Consider the following 18,860-nt stretch of genomic DNA (forward strand, 5'->3'; position numbering starts at 1 on the left):
CGGTCCGGGTGGGCACGGGCGGTGCGGGGAGGGGCCGTCTTCCAGTGTGTGGCAGAGTCACCCGTTCGGCGCAAGCGGCCTTCATCTGCATGGATCTTCGGCGTAACAATGACCGGCGGGCTTCTGAGTGAAGAATCTTCGGCGGAATAATGTACGACGATCGTGTCGTTCGGTATCACCGCATTGCGGCGCCTTGGCGCCGCGGCCTGCCCTTGGCGGGGCGAGTCGCCTGCGGGAGCCGAGCCCAATTCGTCGGGCATAGGTTGTGGCGAACATGACATCCCGATGTGGTGAACCAGCGAATTCGTGATGCCATGGGACACGTACCCATTCAGAGCGGCACGAGAGACCCGACTCAGCGACGCCGCAGCAACCACCCCCTGCCGGGACGGTGCTAATGCCGGGATTCGATGGAGCGTAAGGAACGCCATGTCAGAAAACACCACCCCTCGCGTCCGCCTCAATGCCTTCGACATGAACTGCGTGGTTCACCAGTCGCCCGGGCTGTGGCGTCACCCCGAGGACCATGCCCGCGACTACAACACGATCGGTTACTGGACGCACCTGGCACAGGTCTTGGAGAAGGGCCTGTTCGACTCCCTCTTCCTGGCCGACGTGCTCGGCACCTACGACGTGTACGCGGACACCAACGAGACCCCGCTGCGCGCCGGCGCTCAGGTCCCGGTGAACGACCCGTTCCTGCTGGTTTCCGCCATGGCCGCCGTGACCAAGAACCTGGGCTTCGGGGTCACCGCAGGCACGGCGTACGAGCACCCGTACCCGTTCGCCCGCCGGCTGGCCACGCTGGATCACCTCACCGAGGGTCGCGTCGGTTGGAACATCGTCACCGGCTACCTGCCCTCCGCCGCCCGCAACATGGGTAACGATGACCAGATGGAGCACGACGAGCGCTACGACATGGCCGACGAGTACCTCGAGGTCATCTACAAGCTGCTGGAAGGTTCGTGGGAGGACGACGCCGTCGTGGCAGACAAGGAGTCCGGCCTGTTCGTCGACCCGGAGAAGGTCCACGAGATCGGCCACGAGGGTCGTTGGTTCAAGGTTCCCGGTATCGCGATCACCGAACCGTCCACGCAGCGCACCCCGCTGCTCTTCCAGGCCGGCGCCTCCAAGCGCGGCCTGAAGTTCGCCGGCGAGAACGCCGAGGCAGTGTTCGTGAACTCCCCGACCAAGGAGACTCTGGCGCAGCAGGTGGGCAAGATCCGCGACGCCGCCGAGGCCGCCGGCCGCGACCGCCACGACATCAAGATCTACTCCATGCTGACGCCCATCGTCGCGGACACCGAGGAGGCCGCTCAGGCCAAGTTCGAGGACTACCGCTCCTACGCAGACATCAACGGCGCACTGGCGCTGCTGTCCGGTTGGACCGGCATCGACATGAGCCAGTACGGCCCGGACGACGTGATCGGTGAGGACGTGAAGTCCAACGCCATCCAGTCCTCCGTGGAGACATTCCAGAAGGCCTCCGGCGAGGAGGGCAACCCCTGGACCATCCGGCAGCTGGCCGAGTGGATCGGTGTGGGTGGGTTCGGTCCCGTGGCAGTGGGCACCGGCAAGCAGGTTGCGGATCAGCTGGTCGAGTGGGTCCGAGACACCGACGTGGACGGCTTCAACATTGCCTACGCCATTACTCCTGGCACCTTCGAGGACGTCGTGGAGTACATCGTTCCTGAGCTGCAGGCCCAGGGAGCCTACCCGACTTCCTACGAGGAGGGTTCGCTGCGCCAGAAGCTCTTCGGTCGTGGCGACCGCCTCCCGGAGCAGCACAAGGGCGCCGGCTTCCGGGTGGGGCAGGGCTCTCTGGTCTGATCCTGCTTTCCCGCGCGCACAGCGTCTGCAGGTCTGCACAACGACGGTGCCCAGTACCCACTGGGCGCCGTCGTTGTGGTTCGTGACCTTGTTTGTGGTCGGATGAAGAAGTGCTGTCCCAGGTATGACACCGTGAGACCTGATGGCGACATGATCCGACGAAGCAAGGTTCGGACACGTTAGTGTGTCTTATATGCCTCGTCCTGTCACAGTCGCCGACGCTCGTCTCGGCGTGAACCAAGTCCCTCACCTGCTCGGAGCCCGCCTCCTCACCGTGTCCAAGGTGGAGAGTATCGGGCCGCAGATGGCCCGCGTCCACCTGACCGGTGAGCCACGAGACCGTGTGGGTGCCATTCCCTTCCTACCCTGGGCAGCGGGCGATCACGTCAAGCTCGTGATCCCCACAGAAGATGGGGAGGTGGTGATCCCGACCGTGGTCAACGAGCGCGCGAACTGGGAAGAAACCGTCGGCTCCACGCGCGCCTACACCATCCGCACCGTCGATCAGATCACCGGGACCCTGGTGATCGACGGCGTGCTCCACGACCACGGCCCGGCCGGATCCTGGTTCATCAACGCCAAAGAAGGCGACCGGGTCGGCGTCATGGGTCCCCGTGGCTCCCACGTGTACCCGCCCGGATATCGCCATTACATCCTGATCGGCGACGAGACGGCATTGCCTGCACTCGGCCGCTGGCTCGATGAGCCCGGCCTCAACGCCGCCGTCACCGTCATCACGGTCGCAGAGGATGCGGACGCCTACCCGTTCCCGGCTCCCGAACTGGCCGACGTGGACGCGCACCACCTGGTGCTGCCGTCGGGGCCTGAACGCGGTCCGGCCCTGGCCGCGGAGTTGAGCTCCACGCTGGACGCCTCTGCAACGCCGGAGTCGGTGTTCGTCTTCGCTGCCGGTGAGGCGGTCATGCTCAAGGATGTCCGCCGCGCACTGAAGACTGCTGGACACCCTCGCCATGCTCAGCACATCGACGGCTACTGGCGCGCCGGGACGGTCGCGCTGGATCACCACGCCCTCGAGGTCGACGAGGACTGACCGGTCGCGCTCGAGTGGACCTTGCTGTTCGGGAACCTCAACGGGGGTTGACTCAACCCCCGTTGAGGTTCCCGATCCGAAGTACTCGGCTCAGCTCAGCTCGGCTGATGGGTTCGACGGCTCTGACGGGGCTGATGGTGACTGCGGACGTCGGCGGATCTGGCGGAAGCTCACTCGGCTGCGGCCGGAGTGGGCCGGGCCAGCAACCAGTAGACGCACACTGACGCCGTTGAGCAGATCAGCACAGCGATCCCGAGCGGGTGGGGATCCATGTCGCCGCCCAAGCCAACCAACGGCGCCACCAACGCGGCCGTGAAGAACTGGCCGGCACCCAGCACGGCAGACCCCGACCCAGAGAGGTCCCGGGTGTAGGAGAGCGCCTGAGCTGTGCAATTGGCGATGATCTGACCCATGGACGTGGTGAGCAGCGCGCATCCAGGGAGCAGCAGCCACAACGGTGTATCGATCCGCGTCGAAACGAAGATGGCGACGGATCCAAGGAAGACGCCGAACACGCCGAAGGCGATCATGCGGTCGTGGGGGACCTTGCCCGCCCAATGGGCGGCGGCCAGAGCGGAGAGCGTCATGCACAAGGCCCCGAAGGCGTACCAGAGTCCGAATCCGATGGTGCTGAAGCCGTGCTGGACCCGAAGCACGAAAGATCCGGCCGACACGTAGGAGAAGAAAGCTCCGAACGCGGTGATGAACGTCAGCAGATAGCCCACGAAGCCTCGTCGGCTCAGGACCGTGCCGAGGGAACCCATCGTCGCCCGGAATCCCACCGGACGCCGACGCTGCGCCGGCAGGGTCTCGGGCAGGCTGAAGGAAGCGATCGCGGTCAGTAGCGCCATGATCGCGGCGATGGTCCAGAACACTCCGCGCCAGCCGAAGGCCTGAGCAAGCAAGGCTCCGATCAGCGGCGCGATCACGGGGGCGACGCCGACCACGACCTGGAGTACGCCAAGCAGCTTGGCCGTTCGAGGACCGGACGTGCAGTCGGCGATGATGGCACGGGCCAGCACCACGCCGGCCGCCCCTGCGAGTCCCTGCAGAATGCGGCAGATCACCAAGACGGTGATCCCCGGTGCAACTGCGCAGCCGATCGTGGCCAGTACGGTCACCGCACCGCCCGCCAACATCAACCGGCGGCGCCCCAAGGCGTCCGAGACCGTGCCGATGATCAGCTGACCCAGCGCCAGGCCGACCATGAACGCCGTCAATGTCAGCTGCACTCCGGAGGCGGGTGCGGTGAGCTCAGCAGCCACGTCCGGCAAAGACGGGGTGTAGATGTCCGTGCACAGTGGTGGGATGGCGGAGAAGCCACCCAGCAACACGAATCCCCAACCGCGGGTCGGATCGCGCCGCTCCCGTGTGTTCATGACAGGGATCCGAGGACTAGGGTCGAGTGCATGATCTTTATTGTGGTGAAGTTCAGCGTCAAACCCGAGTTTGTTGACAGCTTCCTGGACTCTGTTGCGGCCTTCACGGGGGCCACCCGAGCCGAGCCGGGCAACAAGTTCTTCGAATGGTCTCGTTCCGTGGAGGACCCGAACGAGTTCGTGCTCGTGGAGGGGTTCGACGAGGATGCTGCTGCCGCTCACGTGAGTTCGCCGCACTTCAAGGACGGATTGGAGAGCATGCGGCCGCTGCTTGCACACACCCCGCGCATCATTTCGCGCTCCATTGAGGGTGAGGGCTGGGATCCCATGGGGGAGTTGCAGATCGACTGACCCCTGAGAGCCCGCTGAGACCCGCGTCAGCATCTCGTCAGGGTCTGTGCGATCGGCTTGATTTCTTGTTTCGTCCGCGTTGCCATGGAAAGACGCGGGCCTCTGTGTTCGCGTAACGAGATACGTAACGTGGATGCAGGAGGTCGAGACGGATATGGCTGGCACAACGGTGAACAGCACGCGTACAGCAGCGGCTGCAGGCACCGAGTCCGGTATTCACGTCGCGGCCCAGGCGTCATCCGCCGCCGGTCCGCAAGCCCCCAAGAAGCTCCCCCGTTGGGCGTTGCTGGACGGTCTCCGTCTCGTGGCGGCCCTGCTGGTGGTCCTCTACCACTACGTGGGCAGCCACAAGACCAATTGGGACGAGCCCGCTGCCGAGGCCTGGCCGCTGCTGCACAAGTTCGCTGCGCTGGGCAATCTGGGTGTGCCGCTGTTCTTCATCATCTCCGGGCTGGTCGTGTTCCGCTCCCTGGAGGGCCGCTCTACGGCGCGTTTCGCCGGGTCCAGGATCGGCAGGATCGCTCCGGCCTTCTGGCTGTCCGTCCTCATCGCGGGACCGCTGCAGTTGTTCTTCTTCGACTACAAGAGCCTCGAATGGGCCGACATCCTCTGGAACATGACCCTGGGCGGTCCGCCGATCTTCGGTGAACTCAGCGGGCAAGGGTTCTCGTGGGTTGACACGGTCTACTGGACGCTGTGGATCGAGGCCCGCTTCTACATCATGTTGGTCGTGGCCCGGTGGGTACTGCGGTGGATGAAGCTCGACCGTCCAGAGGGCTGGACCGCGCTGTGCGGCGGCTGGATCGTCTTCAGCGCGTGGACCATCCACGAGCACGGCATCCCGGAGCTGCAGTCCTGGGTCTCCTGGTTCGCCTTCCCGACCTACGCCGGCCTGTTTGCCGGCGGCATGTTGATCCACGTCATCGCCAAGCACGGTTTCACCTGGGTCCGTGGTGGTGTCCTCGCCGCCGCCATCGCCCAGGCATCATGGGCCACCGCCCTGGACCTGACGGTGCGGACGTCATCGGTGACGGATGTGGACGTCCCCGCGTTCGTCTACGCGGTGGCCGTGCTGGTCTTCTTCGCCATGGTCCTCGCCATCGTCATGACTCCGGCACTCAGCCGAGTCCGCTGGTCCTGGCTGACCACGGCCGGCGCGCTGACCTTCCCCGTCTACCTGCTTCATGGCATTCTGGGTCGCTTCGCGATCGAGAGCCTGGCCCCCTGGATGCCTGCAGGCCTGTTGCTCACCCTGCTCCTGTCCGCGCTCCTCGGGGCCGCGTGGTTGGTCAACAAGTTCGTTGAACAGCCTCTCGGGTCCCGCCTCACAGGGTGGGTGGAACACGGACTGGACGCCTTGTCGGATGTCGTGACGGCCCGCCGTTCGCGTCTCCTGATGCGTCACCTTGGTCTGACCGTGCAGGGTTCGTCAGTCCAGGGTTCGCCCGTGACGGCCCCGAGCCCCACTCCGGTGCTCGAGTCTCGTGACGGTGCCGCGCACACCGCGGAGGTCGCGGTCGTCGCGGAAGCGACGCCGGCGACGGCACAGAAGGTGACGCCTACGGCGTGAGCCGGGCACCCGCCGTCGGGCACGGAAGTCCGCGAGGGACGGTCGTCGGAAACACCCTCGTTATGTCGTTGTGACTGTGACGCGGCACACTTGACCCATGTCGATCAAAGTGGCCCTGGAGCATTCCACCCGGTACGACTTCGCGCGGCCTGTAGCGGTCACCCCGCACGTGGTGAGGCTGCGGCCCGCACCGCACACGCGGACGCCCATCGAGGCCTACTCGTTGCAGGTGTCCCCGCGGGAGCATTTCGTCAACTGGCAGCAGGACCCGTTCGGGAACTGGCTGGCGAGGATCGTGTTTCCGGAGAAGGTTGACCACCTGGAGATCACGGTGGGTCTGGTGGCGGACATGATGGTCATCAACCCGCTGGATTTCTTCATCGAGGAGTACGCGGAGAAGTTTCCCTTCACCTACTCCCCGGACCTGGCGGCGGATCTGGCGCCCTATCTGCGCCCGGCAGAGGACGCCGAGGCCGCTGAGGCGTGGCGCCAGACACTGCCTCCACTTCCCGAGGCCGGGGAACCCACGGTCACCTTCCTGGCCGGCCTGAATCAGGCCGTGCATGACGCCGTGGACTACACGGTGCGCATGGAACCGGGCGTTCAGGCCCCTGACCAGACTCTTGAACGCGGGATCGGTTCCTGCCGCGACAGCGCCTGGCTGCTGGTGGCGTTGTTGAGGCAGTACGGGCTCGCGGCTCGTTTCGTGTCCGGCTACTTGGTGCAGCTGACCTCCGACCAGTTGTCCCTGGACGGTCCCAGTGGCCCCGAGGCCGACTTCACGGACCTGCACGCCTGGGCCGAGGTCTTCATCCCTGGTGCGGGCTGGATCGGGCTGGACGCCACCAGCGCCCTGTTCGCGGGAGAGGGGCACATCCCGCTCTCCGCGACCCCGCATCCGTCCTCGGCCGCGCCGATCACCGGAGCCACGGAACCGGTCGAGGTGGAGTTCAGTTTCCGCAACGAGGTGCGCCGGATACACGAGGATCCCCGCACCACAAAGCCGTTCACCGAAGCGCAGTGGGCCCGGATCGACGCCCTGGGACAGGCCGTGGACCAGCGGCTCGTGGAGGGCGACGTTCGCCTGACCATGGGCGGTGAACCCACCTTCGTGGCACTGGACGACGCCCGCAGCGCTCAGTGGAATACGGATGCGGACGGGGCGGAGAAACGCGAGCTGGCGGATGACCTGGCGTCTCGGCTGCAGGCGATCTACGCCCGTGGAGGCGCGGTGCACCGCGGACAGGGCAAGTGGTACCCCGGGGAGCCGCTGCCGCGCTGGAACATCGCCCTGCAGTGGCGCACCGACGGGGTTCCGCTGTGGAGGGACGCCCGGCTCTTCGACGACCCCTGGAAGGAACGCCGCACGCCCTATGCCGCGCGGAATGCGCAGAACCTGGCCTCGCGGGTGGGACAACTGCTCGGCCTGCCCGGGTCCCAGGTGATCCCTGCCTACGAGGATCCGCTTGCGCAGCGTGCTGCCGATGCCCTGCGGCCCTCCGGAGAGCGTCCGGCGCCGGATCCGCTGAACGAACCGGAGACGGATGAGCAGAGTATCGAGGAGGCCATCGCAGCCCTTGACCGCGATATCACGGTCCCTACCGGCTGGGTGGTCCCGATCACCACGGTGGACGAATGGACGTCACCGGTCTGGAGTTTCCGCCGGGGCCGCCTGGTCCTGACGCCGGGTACGTCCGCCGTCGGGTTGCGGCTGCCGCTGAGTTCCATCTCCTGGACCGACCCCGAGTTCCAGGGGGAGACGGACATCTTCGAAGCCGGGCCACCGCTGGTCGCTGAGGTTCCGCGGGTGAAGCTGGTGGATCCCGAGGGTGCGGCCACCACGGCGTTGGCCTTCGAGACGCGCGAGGGCCACGTGCACGTCTTCCTTCCTCCCACCGAGGAGTTGGAGGCCTATGCCAACCTGCTGCATGTGATCGAGCGGGCAGCTTCGGACACCGGTACGCAGGTGGTGCTCGAGGGCTACGGGCCGCCGGCCGACTCCCGCCTGACCCAGTTGATCGTGACCCCGGACCCCGGCGTCATCGAGGTGAACGTGCAGCCCACGTCCTCCTGGGCGGACCAGCGCGACCTCACGTTCTCGCTGTACGAACACGCCCGGCAGGCGCGGCTGTCCACGGAGAAGTTCGACGTGGACGGCACCCACACCGGAACCGGCGGCGGCAACCACATCACCTTGGGCGGCGTGCAACCCTCCGATTCGCCCCTGTTGCGTCGACCGGATCTGCTGAGCTCACTGATCACGTACTGGCAGCGGCACCCGTCGTTGTCCTACCTCTTCTCCGGCCGCTTCATCGGTCCTACCTCTCAGGCGCCCCGCTTCGACGAGGGCCGCCCGGAGGCCGTGTACGAGATGGAGATCGCGCTGCAGGAGGTGGCACGGATGACCTCGGGCGAGAACGAGCCGCGGCCCTGGCTCGTGGATCGTGCTTTCCGCCACCTGCTCACCGACCTGACCGGCAACACGCACCGCGCCGAGTTCTGCATCGACAAGCTCTACAGCCCCGACTCCAGTCGCGGCCGGCTGGGGCTGCTGGAGTTGCGCGGCTTCGAGATGCCTCCGCACCCGGAACTGTCCCTGGTGCAGGCCCTGCTGGTGCGTTCCTTGGTGGCCATGTTCTGGGAGCGCCCGCTCTCCGCGCCCCTGGTCCGTTGGGGAACGTCGCTGCATGACGACGCCTTGTTGCCACAGGGCGCGGTGAGGGACGCCCACGAGATCGTCGACGACCTGCGCGCTCATGGCATCGCCTTCGAGGAGACCTGGCTGGATTCCTTCGTGGAGTTCCGCTTCCCGCGCATCGGGATCACCCGCATCCCGGTGAAGATCGTGGCGGAACCCCTGCCTGGGACCGGCACCACGCAGCCCGCCGCGGAACAACCGGCGGACGTGCCGGGCGAGGGAGGGTGGACCGGTTTCGGTTCGGCCGCCTCCGCCGCGGCCGTTGAGCTGGAACTGCGCCAGGCCATCGAGCCGTGGAACGTGCTGGGGGAGGAGGCCACCGGGTCGGGAACCGCCCGGTACGTGGATTCCTCCCTGGAGAGGATCCAGGTCAAGGTCAAGGGGCTGGATCCGCAGCGGCAGATGGTGACCTGCAATGGGGTGGAGGTACCGCTGGCGCCCACCGGCCGGTTGGGCGAGTACTACGCGGGCGTTCGCTATCGGGCATGGCAGCCGTGGTCCGCGCTGCATCCAACCATCGGCATCCATTCGCCGCTGACCTTCGAGGTGGTGGACCTGGACGCCTCCGCCTCACTGGGTGGTGCCACCTACCATGTGGTGCACCCGGGCGGGCGGGCATATGAGCATCCGCCGATCAACGCGAACGAGGCGGAGGCTCGCCGTTCGGGTAGATTCGAGCCTCGTGGGCACACGCCCGGAACCTTCGACGTGGCGGCAGCACGGGCCGCAGGCCGTCGGGGTGTCACCTCGGACTACCCGCACACCCTTGATCTCAGGAGGACCCCTTAGGCCGTGAGCGTGCTGCGTGATTATGCCGCGACCGTGACCAAGGCGTCACCGTCGCAGCCCTGGTTGCCCTTCGGGGTGGAGGGCGTGGACGGTTCCGGATCCGCTGATGCCCGGGCCGGTGTCGGCGTGCGCTTCGACGAGGTCGTCGCACCGGACGGGAATCTGCGTGAGGCCTGGCGCCCGCTGGCGGAGACCGCGCTCGGTCTGAGTCCCGAGGACCTCACGCGGATGGAAGCGGAGATCGGTCGCTTCTTGGCCGACGACGGTGTCACCTACGTTCGCAGCGACACCGGGGCCCAGCCGTGGCAGCTGGACCCGGTACCGCTCGTCGTTGATCGGCCGACCTGGGACAGGCTCGAGGTCGGGCTGGCCCAGCGCGCCGAATTGCTGGACGCACTGCTGACGGACCTGTACGGGGAGCGGTCGGTGCTGCGCTCCGGAGTGCTGCCCTCCGCGGCCGTCTACGGACATGCGGGGTTCCTACGGCCCTTGTCTCAGCCGGGGTCCAAGGAGATGTCGCCTCTGGTACTCACGGGCACGGATCTGGGCCGCGACGCCGACGGGCAATGGCGGGTTCTGGCCGACCGTGTGCAGGCACCCTCAGGGCTCGGATTCGCGGCTGAGAACCGTCGCGTGATCTCCCAGGTGCTGCCGCAGCTGCACCACCAGAACCCCGTGCACCGGATGGGGCCGTATCTCTCCGCGCTGCGCTCGGGACTCGTGGAATCCGCGCCGGAAGGCGTGACGTATCCCCGGATCGTGGTGCTGACGCCCGGACCGCGTTCTGAAACCGCGTTCGATCAGGCCTATCTGGCCTCCGCCTTGGGCTTCCCGATGGTGCAGGGCAACGACCTGGTGGTCCACGAGGGTGCTGTCTGGATCAGGCCGTCCGGTTGGCCGGATCGCGAGCCGAAGTACAAGGTGGACGTGATCCTGCGCCGCGTGGACGCGGATTTCTGTGATCCGCTGGAACTGCGCGGCGACTCCCAGCTGGGTGTGGCCGGCCTGACCGAATGCGTGCGCCGTGGCACGGTACGTGTGGCCAACGGCCTGGGGTCGGGTGTCTTGGAGAACCCTGCACTGCTTCCCTACCTGCCTGCCGTCTGCGAACACCTGCTGGGTGAACAACTCAGGCTTGACCAGGTCCCCACCCTCTGGTGCGGCGACCCGCAATCCAGGCGCGAGGTCGAGTCTCGGATCATGGCGGGCGACGAGACACTGCTGGTCCGCAGCGTCGACGAATCCCGCAAGGCGCTCGCAGAGCGCCCTCGGGAGGAGATCTTGGCGAGGATCGCCGCGGCGCCCTACCGCTTCGTCGGGCAGGAACTCTTGCCGTTGTCCCAGGCACCGGTCTGGGAAGATGGGCGGCCCTCCGCGCGCGGGCTCATCCTCCGTGCGTTCACGGTGCGGCAGGGCAACGCGTACCGTCCGCTGTCCGGGGGGCTCGCGACAGTGCGAGCCAATCCGGACGCCGCACCGGTGACCAAGGATGTCTGGGTGCTGAAATCCTCGCCGGACGAACCGGACCACGGGATTGCAGACATCACGCGGGGCTCCGCGGCCCGCACCGACCAGGAATTCTCCCCGCGCGCACTGGAGGACATGTTCTGGGTGGGCCGGTACGCGGAGCGTGCCGAAGCCTTGCTGCGGCTGGTGCTTGCCACCCAGGAGCAGCTCGGAACCACGGACCTGCGGGCCGGTGTGGCCGTGGCCGGAGAAGGCCCCCGGATGCTGCTCCACGCCATCCGGTCCCTGGCCGGTGGCGTCTGGTCGGATCCGGACCAGGAGTTCAGGGCCTTGCTGCTTGACGCAGACCGGGTGGGTTCCGTGGCTCATTCGCTGGCCATGATGCGCGGCGCACTCGAGGGCGTCAGGGATCAGCTCTCCCTGGACACCTGGCGCGTGTTCGCCACCGTGGACCGTGCCGCCCGAGCGCTGCGCGCATACGGTCACGAGCGACTGATCGGCGAGAGCGCGGGCCGGATGCTCACAGCGTTGCTGGCCTTCCAGGGCATCGTCACCAACATGATGCGCGACGATGGCTGGCACATGCTGCAAACCGGACAGGCGCTCGAGCGTGCGCAGCAGGTCAGCCGGCTGCTCGCGTCCGCCTCCTCCACCGTGGGGGTCTCGGGAAGTGTCTCCGACGTCGTGCTCACGCGCGACGACCGCCGCGCGCTGGAGGGCATCCTCACCGCAGCGGAGTCGGTGGTCACCTACCGCCGCCGCTATCGCGGCAGCATCCGGATCTCCGACGCACTGGACCTGCTGGTGATCGACAGGGCCAATCCGCGCTCCATCGCCGCCTCCCTGGTGCGGGCCCAGGAGAGCCTTGCCGCCATGCCCACCTCCACGGGATCCACGCGTCCGGAACGCCTTGTCGATGACATGCTGAGGGCCCTGGAACCGCTGGAGCACGACGTGGTCGGCGGGGTCCACACCGAACGAGGTCAGAGCGTGGCGGCTTTCACCAAGGACGGAACCGCCTCCCTGAACGCCTTGGGGGTGGCCATCGAGACGCAGTACTTCGAGATCGGGCCGGCGCCGCTCTCCTTCAACGCGCTGCTGGGCTCCGGGGCCACCCGAACCCCCACGGGCGGGGTCACCGCATGAGGTACCGGGTGTGGCACAGCACCGACTACGGCTACAGCGACGTGGTGCAGGATTCGTTGGGAGTGGTCCACCTCGGACCACGCCGCCTGCCCTGGCAGCAGGTCATCACCTCCACCGTGGAGATCAGTCCGAAACCCCTGGACGTGGACCCCAGCGTGGACCACTACGGGAACCAGGTCACCTACTTCCACCTGACCGACGATCACGACGACCTCAAGGTGGTCTCCGACGCCGATGTCATCGTGACCACGCCGGCGTACAGCCAGGAGGCGCTCGCCGTGGCCTGGGAGGATGCGCGCCCGTTGGAACACCCGGAGCTGCCCGGCGCCTGGGAGGCGGCAGAGTTCGTTCTGGAGTCCCCTCGGGTGCAGCACCTTCCCGACGTGGAGGCCTATGCCGTCTCCTCCTTCACGCCGGGGCGGGCGCTCGGGGAGGTCGCCACAGAGATCATGCACCGCATCTTCACGGATTTCGAGTACGACGGTGCGGCCACCAGTGTGACGTCCACGGTGGGAGACGTTCTGGGCAAGCGCGCCGGTGTGTGCCAGGACTTTGCCCACCTTGCCCTGTCCTGCCTCCGTTCGCAGGGTCTCGCGGCCCGGTACGTGAGCGGGTACCTTGCCACGACACCGGCACCGGGCCAGAAACACGTCTTCGGTGCCGACGCCTCCCACGCCTGGCTGGCCGTGTGGGTTCCCGGCAGCGGAGAATGGTTGGCGATCGATCCCACCAACGATCAGTGGGTCAACGACCGCTACGTGACCGTGGCCTGGGGGCGGGACTACGACGACGTGGCACCCGTCCGTGGCATCATCACCACAGAAGCCAAGAAGTCCACCTTGGACGTCTCCGTGGACGTGGGACCGTTGGACCCCGTCTCGGGCGAGCCTGTTGAGGAGAACGCATGAAGGCCTACAGCTGCAGGCAGTGCGGTAACGCCCTGTACTTCGAGAACTCGGTGTGTGTGGAGTGCGGTGTCTCCTTGGGCTACTCGGCTCAGGAACACGAGATCGTGCCGTTGAACGCGGACGGTAGCTACGTGGATACGGATGGGCTCGTGTGGCACGTCTGCTCCAACCTGTTCCTCTCCGGCTGCACGTGGTTGGCCCGTCTGGAGGGTGGACAGTGCTGGGCCTGTGACCTGACCCGGACGCGCCCGGCCGATGAGGATCTGGAGGGGCTGTCGAACTATGAGGTGGCCGAACGCGCCAAGCGGCATCTGCTCGCCGAACTCGACGCGCTCGGCTTTCCCGTGGTCACCAAGGCGGAGGATCCGGTCAACGGGCTGTGCTTCGACCTGCTCTCCTCGGTGGGGGAACAGGTCACCATCGGCCATGCCGAGGGCGTTATCACCATCGACCTCGCGGAGAGCGAGGACTCGCACCGTGAGTACGTCCGCGAACAGCTCGACGAACCCTACCGGACCATGCTCGGCCACTTCCGTCACGAGGTGGGCCACTACTTCGAGTGGCAGTTGATGGAGCGTCCGGATGTGCCCGACGGCGGTGCGCGGCTCGAGCGCGCGCGTGAGCTTTTCGGGGACGAGCGAGTGGATTATCAGGAGACCATCGACCGGCATTACACCGATGGCCCGCCGCAGGGTTGGGAGAACTCCTACATCTCCTCCTACGCAACCATGCACCCGTACGAGGACTTCGCCGAGACCTGGGCGCATTACCTGCACATCTGCGATGCTGTCGAGACCGCGGCATCCTATGGCCTGGTTCCCGCGGCGGATCTGGTGGGCAGGCAGCGCTTCCGGGATCTGGTCACCGCGGTTTGGGTGCCCCTGTCCACGGCGCTGAACCTCATGAACCGCTCCATGGGTCAGGACGACCTCTACCCGTTCGTGATCGGCGACGAGGTGCTCACGAAGCTGGACTTCGTGGCCTCCCTGCGCCCGTGACCGGCTGCGCTGCTGCATGGGGTTCTGACGTGGTGCCGGGAGAAGCTCCACTGTAGGGAGATCTTGCCAAGTTCTCCCTGCACCGGAGTTTCTCCCTGCGGTGGAAGCAGAACTCCCTTCATTGGCTCAAGATGTCCCTGCGGTAGAGACCTGCAGAAGCTACGGTGGGCTCGGCCTCGCTGAGAGCCCACCTGCGTAGTGCCCGGGTTCGCACCCCGAACTGACCGGGTTCCGACCTTGTTCAACACTCGTTTCACGAATGAACTGGACTGTGAGCGTCATCACCGGTGCTCACTCCACTTCGTGGCACCAGCAGGTGCCGCTGCCTGGGGCAGCTCCCGCAGGAGGAAAACGTGAACGGTCCACACAAGCAACCAAGCAAGTTCAGGAGGAAGGTGCTGGCTGCTGCAGCGGCCGGCGCCGTTCTTGTCACCACAGCCTGGGGGGTGGCTCCCGCAACGGCGGTGCAGCCGGGTGCCCCCAGCTCCCAGCTGTCAGCGGCCTCGCAGGTCACCGCGGGCAAGGTCAGCAAGGCGGACGCCCAAGAGAAGTTCACCGACAAGGCCAAGGCCCAACTGACCAAGAACAAGACGGCCGACTACTGGGTGAAGATGAAGCCCAAGGCCGATCTGTCCAAGGCCAAGAGCATCAAGAACTGGGACGAACGCGGCGACTACGTCGTCAAGGAGCTGAAGGCCACGGCCACCGCCTCCCAGAAGTCCACCGTGGCCTCGCTGGACAAGGCGGGCGCCGACTACACCAGCTACTGGCTCTCCAACCGGGTGCTGGTCAAGGGTGGAACCATGAAGCAGGCCACCGCTCTGGCCACGGACTCCAATGTCGCCGAGATCCACGAGTCCGTGGTCGTGGACAAGCCGGACCCGGTGGTGGAGAAGAACACCAAGTCCGTGAACGGCAAGAACGCGGTGGAATGGGGCATCGAGGAGACCGGTGCGCCGGAGGCCTGGGCCGCGGGTATCACGGGTGAGGGCATCACCGTCGCCAGCGTGGACAGCGGGACCCAGTACGATCACCCTGCCCTCGTGAACCAGTACCGAGGCAACAACGGCGACGGCACGTTCACCAACGACTACAACTGGCTCGATACGACGGGCCGTTGCGACGGGGCGCCGTGCGATTCCGCGGACAACGTCAGTCACGGCACTCACACCATGGGCACCATGGTGGGAACCGACGGTGGAGAGAACCAGATCGGTATGGCACCCGGCGCCAAGTGGATCGAGGCCAACGGCTGCGACACCTGCGCCGATGCGGCGCTGCTGTCCGCCGGCGAGTGGATGATGGCGCCCACCGACGCACAGGGTGAGAACCCGGATGCGTCCAAGCGACCCCAGATCATCAACAACTCCTGGGGCTCCAGTGCTGCAGGCAGCATCGATGACTGGTACAAGGACATCACCGACGGCTGGGCCGCCTCGGGCATGTTCGGCGTGTGGTCCGCGGGTAACGCGGGGCCACAGTGTCAGACCACGTCCTCGCCCGGCGCCAACACCGCGAACTACTCGGTGGGCAACTACCAGTCCAACGGGACCATCTCGACGCTCTCCTCACGTGGTACCGGTGAGGACGGCGAGATCAAGCCGAACATTGCGGCTCCTGGCTCCAACATCCGCTCAGCCGTTGTGGGCAGCCAGTACGGGAACCTGTCCGGCACGTCCATGGCGGCTCCGCACGTCTCCGGCGCTGTTGCTCTGCTCTGGAGTGCCTCACCGTCTCTGGTGGGCGACATCGAGGGCACCAAGGAGATCCTGAACCAGACCGCCATCGACACCGATGACACCTCCTGCGGCGGCACCGTCGAGAACAACAATGTCTTCGGCGAGGGCAAGCTGGACGTCATGGCCATGCTGGATGCAGCCCCCGGCCAGGAGTCCGGAACCGTTGAAGGCACCGTCGCGAATGCTGACGGCGAGGCCGTCTCCGGCGCCGATGTCACCATCGTCAACGGCGACTTCTCCCGCACCGTCACCACCGACACGGACGGTCAGTACTCGGTGAAGGTTCCGGGCGGGGAGACCACGGTCACCGCCTCCGCCTTCGGCTATGCCTCCAGCACTCAGACGGTCACCGTAGCGGCGGAGGAGTCGGTCACGGCCGACTTCGAACTCTCCCCCGCAGCGACCCACACGGTTTCCGGTACGGTCAAGGACGATGCCGAGAAGCCCGTCGCGGGAGCCGAGGTCTCCATCCACGCGCAGGTGGACCCGGTCACCACCGACGCCGACGGCGCGTTCAGCTTCGCCGACGTTCCGGAGGGTGACTACGCAGTGGCCGCCTCTGCGGGCCGCTGCTACGGCGACGCCAAGCAGGACGTCACAGTGGACGGCGACGAGACCGTCGCATTGAGCCTGGGCCTCGTCACGGATGAATGGGGCTACACCTGCTCAGAAGGAACCGGTGAGTACCTCCAGGGTGACACCGAGGTGACGCTGACCGGCGACGACGCCGCCGCGAAGGTCACGCTGCCCTTCGAGTTCCCGCTCTACGGTGAGAAGTTCAAGGATGCCTACGTCACCACCAACGGCTTCCTGACCTTCGGCGCCACCTCGACCGTGTACCAGAACGGCCCGTTGCCGAGCACCACCGCACCGAACGCGGGGCTGTATCCGTTCTGGGACGACCTGCGGATGGATGACGACTCCCAGGTCTACACCAAGGCCACCGAAATCGACGGACAGGAAGCGTTCACCATCGAATGGCGGGATGTGAGCCTACGCTCGCCCGCCACGGACCGGGCGAACTTCTCAGCGACCCTGCTCGCAAACGGCACCGTGACCTACGGCTATGGTGACCTCGCGGACACCGACGCCGGCAAGGGCGCCTCCGCCACCGTGGGTCTTGAGAACTCCGCCGGGAGCATCGGATTCGAATACTCCCTCAACACGGCGTTCGCCGCCAAGGATCTCTCCGTCACCTTCGTGGCCCCGCCCACGGCCCAGCTGAAGGGTAAGGTCACCGACGCGAACACCAACAAGGTGATCAAGGGCGCCACCGTCACCATCGTGGACGCCGACGGCAAGGAGACCGTGGCCACCACCGGTGACGACGGGAAGTACTTCCAGACCCTGGTGCTCGGTAAGTACACCTACACCATCGAGTCAAAGGGCTACGAGGCGGTGAGCGGTAGCGCCAATCTGAGCAAGGCCGGCGGTGCCGTCACGAAGCACGGCAAGCTCAAGGCCCCTCGGCTCGAGGTGGACAAGGAGGAGCTGAAGGCCTCTCTGGCCATAGGCAAGTCGGTGGAGCGCAAGGTGAAGGTGACCAACACCGGCACCGCGCCGGCCAAGGTGAACATGTCTGCCGGCGGCTCCGGCTACGAGGTGTTGGACGGTAATGGAACCAAGGGCGCCATTCAGGGTGTGATCGGTGAGGCCACGGTCCTGGACGGTCTCAAGAAGGCCGGACCCAAGTCCAAGGGCACCACCACCCAGAGCTCCAAGGCCAACGGCAAGGACGCCAAGAGTTCCCTGTCCACGGCGAAACAGGCAGGCAAGGGTGAATTCGGGACCTCGAAGTCGCCGGTCACGCCGACGGCGCCCAAGGTCAAGGCGGCGGAGACCGTCCTGACGCATTCCTCCTCGCAGGCCATCGTGCCGGTGAACTCCGCTGCTTGTAACGGTGGCCCCACGCAGGTGTTGAGGACCTTCACGTTGAAGGACTTCGACATCGACTCGAGCTTCGACGTCTCAGAGGTGCAGTTCGGTGTGGAGACCAACTCCCAGGCTCAGGACGTGACCGTGAACCTCTACACGTTGGACGGGGAACTCGCCTACGCCAACATGGAGAAGATCGGTACTACGACCACGAACCTGGCCGCTCAGGAAGCCACCATGGTGTCGGTCCCTGTCGAGGGCACCGTGCCCGCGGGCGGGACGTTGGTCGCGGAGATCACCAACGAGATCGGTGCCACCTTCTACGTAGGCTCCAACGCTGAGGCGGAGACGGCTCCGTCCTACATCGCCTCTGAGACCTGCAACATTCCGGAGCCGACCCCCACCGCGGACATCGACTTCCCGGACATGCACGTGGTGATGAACGTGGTCGGTTCCTCCGCCGGTGGCGGAGTGGACTGGATGGACGTCCAGCCCTCTGAGTTCACCTTGGCACCCGGCAAGTCGGTGACGGTCACGACGGAGATCACCGCTGATGTGGACCAGCCCGGCATCTACTCGGCGACGCTGACTCCGTCCGCCACGACTCCGTACCCCGCTGCGGAGGTCGCGGTGGCGATGACGGTGAAGGCGCCCGCAGGTTGGGGCAAGATCACCGGTGTGGTTTCGGGTGAGGACGGCCCGCTCGAGGACGCCGTGGTGCATCTGGACGGCATCTCGTACGACGTCACGCTGCGGACCGACAAGGATGGGCGTTACGCGTACTGGATGCAGAAGTCCAACGCTCCGCTGACCCTCACGGTTTCCGCCAACGGCTACATCCCGGCCACCAAGAAGGCGCAGATCATCTCCGGTCAGACCAGCGTCTACAACTTCACGCTGAAGAGCCTGAAGTGAGTGAGTGATCGGTCCTGGGAGCTTGACGGTTCCCAGGCGTGAAAGAGCAGGGTCGTGGGGGGGGGGGGAGAAACACCCGCCCCCCCCCCCCCCGGTGGGGGCAGAACCCGGGGCCGCGCCCCCAGCCCACGCGCCCCGAGCCCC

Annotated in this window: 10 protein-coding genes; 9 read left to right on the plus strand and 1 reads right to left on the minus strand. The window is 66.3% G+C overall.

Annotation, left to right across the window (positions count from 1 at the left end):
* Window positions 1–429 precede the first annotated feature (429 nt).
* Window positions 430–1,830, plus strand: coding sequence for an LLM class flavin-dependent oxidoreductase (locus Q0A15_RS00005; protein ID WP_291277482.1), 1,401 nt, complete (start codon window positions 430–432; stop codon window positions 1,828–1,830).
* A 232-nt stretch (window positions 1,831–2,062) separates the two neighbouring features.
* The gene (locus Q0A15_RS00010) at window positions 2,063–2,881 is read left to right on the plus strand and encodes a siderophore-interacting protein (RefSeq protein ID WP_291277483.1); all 819 of its coding nucleotides are present in this window, start codon (window positions 2,063–2,065) and stop codon (window positions 2,879–2,881) included.
* Window positions 2,882–3,051: 170 nt separating this feature from the next.
* Here the strand turns inward: Q0A15_RS00010 and Q0A15_RS00015 are convergent, their stop codons facing one another.
* Window positions 3,052–4,260: a multidrug effflux MFS transporter gene (locus Q0A15_RS00015; protein WP_291277484.1), complete on the minus strand. Its 1,209-nt coding sequence runs from the start codon at window positions 4,258–4,260 to the stop codon at window positions 3,052–3,054.
* 30 nt (window positions 4,261–4,290) lie between these two features.
* On the opposite strand from Q0A15_RS00015, the gene Q0A15_RS00020 reads away from it, so the two are divergent.
* The 7 genes from Q0A15_RS00020 (at window position 4,291) to Q0A15_RS00050 (ending at window position 18,716) form a co-directional block, all read left to right on the plus strand.
* Complete coding sequence (locus tag Q0A15_RS00020) at window positions 4,291–4,611, plus strand: putative quinol monooxygenase (protein ID WP_291277485.1); 321 nt, start codon at window positions 4,291–4,293, stop codon at window positions 4,609–4,611.
* 154 nt (window positions 4,612–4,765) lie between these two features.
* Window positions 4,766–6,181, plus strand: coding sequence for an acyltransferase (locus Q0A15_RS00025; protein ID WP_291277486.1), 1,416 nt, complete (start codon window positions 4,766–4,768; stop codon window positions 6,179–6,181).
* A gap of 97 nt (window positions 6,182–6,278) precedes the next feature.
* The gene (locus Q0A15_RS00030; protein ID WP_291277487.1) at window positions 6,279–9,668 is read left to right on the plus strand and encodes a DUF2126 domain-containing protein; all 3,390 of its coding nucleotides are present in this window, start codon (window positions 6,279–6,281) and stop codon (window positions 9,666–9,668) included.
* Window positions 9,669–9,671: 3 nt separating this feature from the next.
* Window positions 9,672–12,281: a circularly permuted type 2 ATP-grasp protein gene (locus Q0A15_RS00035; protein ID WP_291277488.1), complete on the plus strand. Its 2,610-nt coding sequence runs from the start codon at window positions 9,672–9,674 to the stop codon at window positions 12,279–12,281.
* Window positions 12,282–12,289: 8 nt separating this feature from the next.
* Window positions 12,290–13,189, plus strand: a complete 900-nt coding sequence (locus tag Q0A15_RS00040) for a transglutaminase family protein (RefSeq protein ID WP_291277489.1) — start codon at window positions 12,290–12,292, stop codon at window positions 13,187–13,189.
* Window positions 13,186–14,187, plus strand: a complete 1,002-nt coding sequence (locus Q0A15_RS00045; protein ID WP_291277490.1) for a putative zinc-binding metallopeptidase — start codon at window positions 13,186–13,188, stop codon at window positions 14,185–14,187. Before Q0A15_RS00040 ends, Q0A15_RS00045 begins: the two co-directional genes overlap by 4 nt.
* A 353-nt stretch (window positions 14,188–14,540) precedes the next feature.
* Window positions 14,541–18,716, plus strand: coding sequence for a carboxypeptidase regulatory-like domain-containing protein (locus Q0A15_RS00050; protein WP_291277491.1), 4,176 nt, complete (start codon window positions 14,541–14,543; stop codon window positions 18,714–18,716).
* Window positions 18,717–18,860: the final 144 nt, after the last annotated feature.

The organism is Galactobacter sp., assembly GCF_022712295.1.
GTDB lineage: Bacteria > Actinomycetota > Actinomycetes > Actinomycetales > Micrococcaceae > Galactobacter.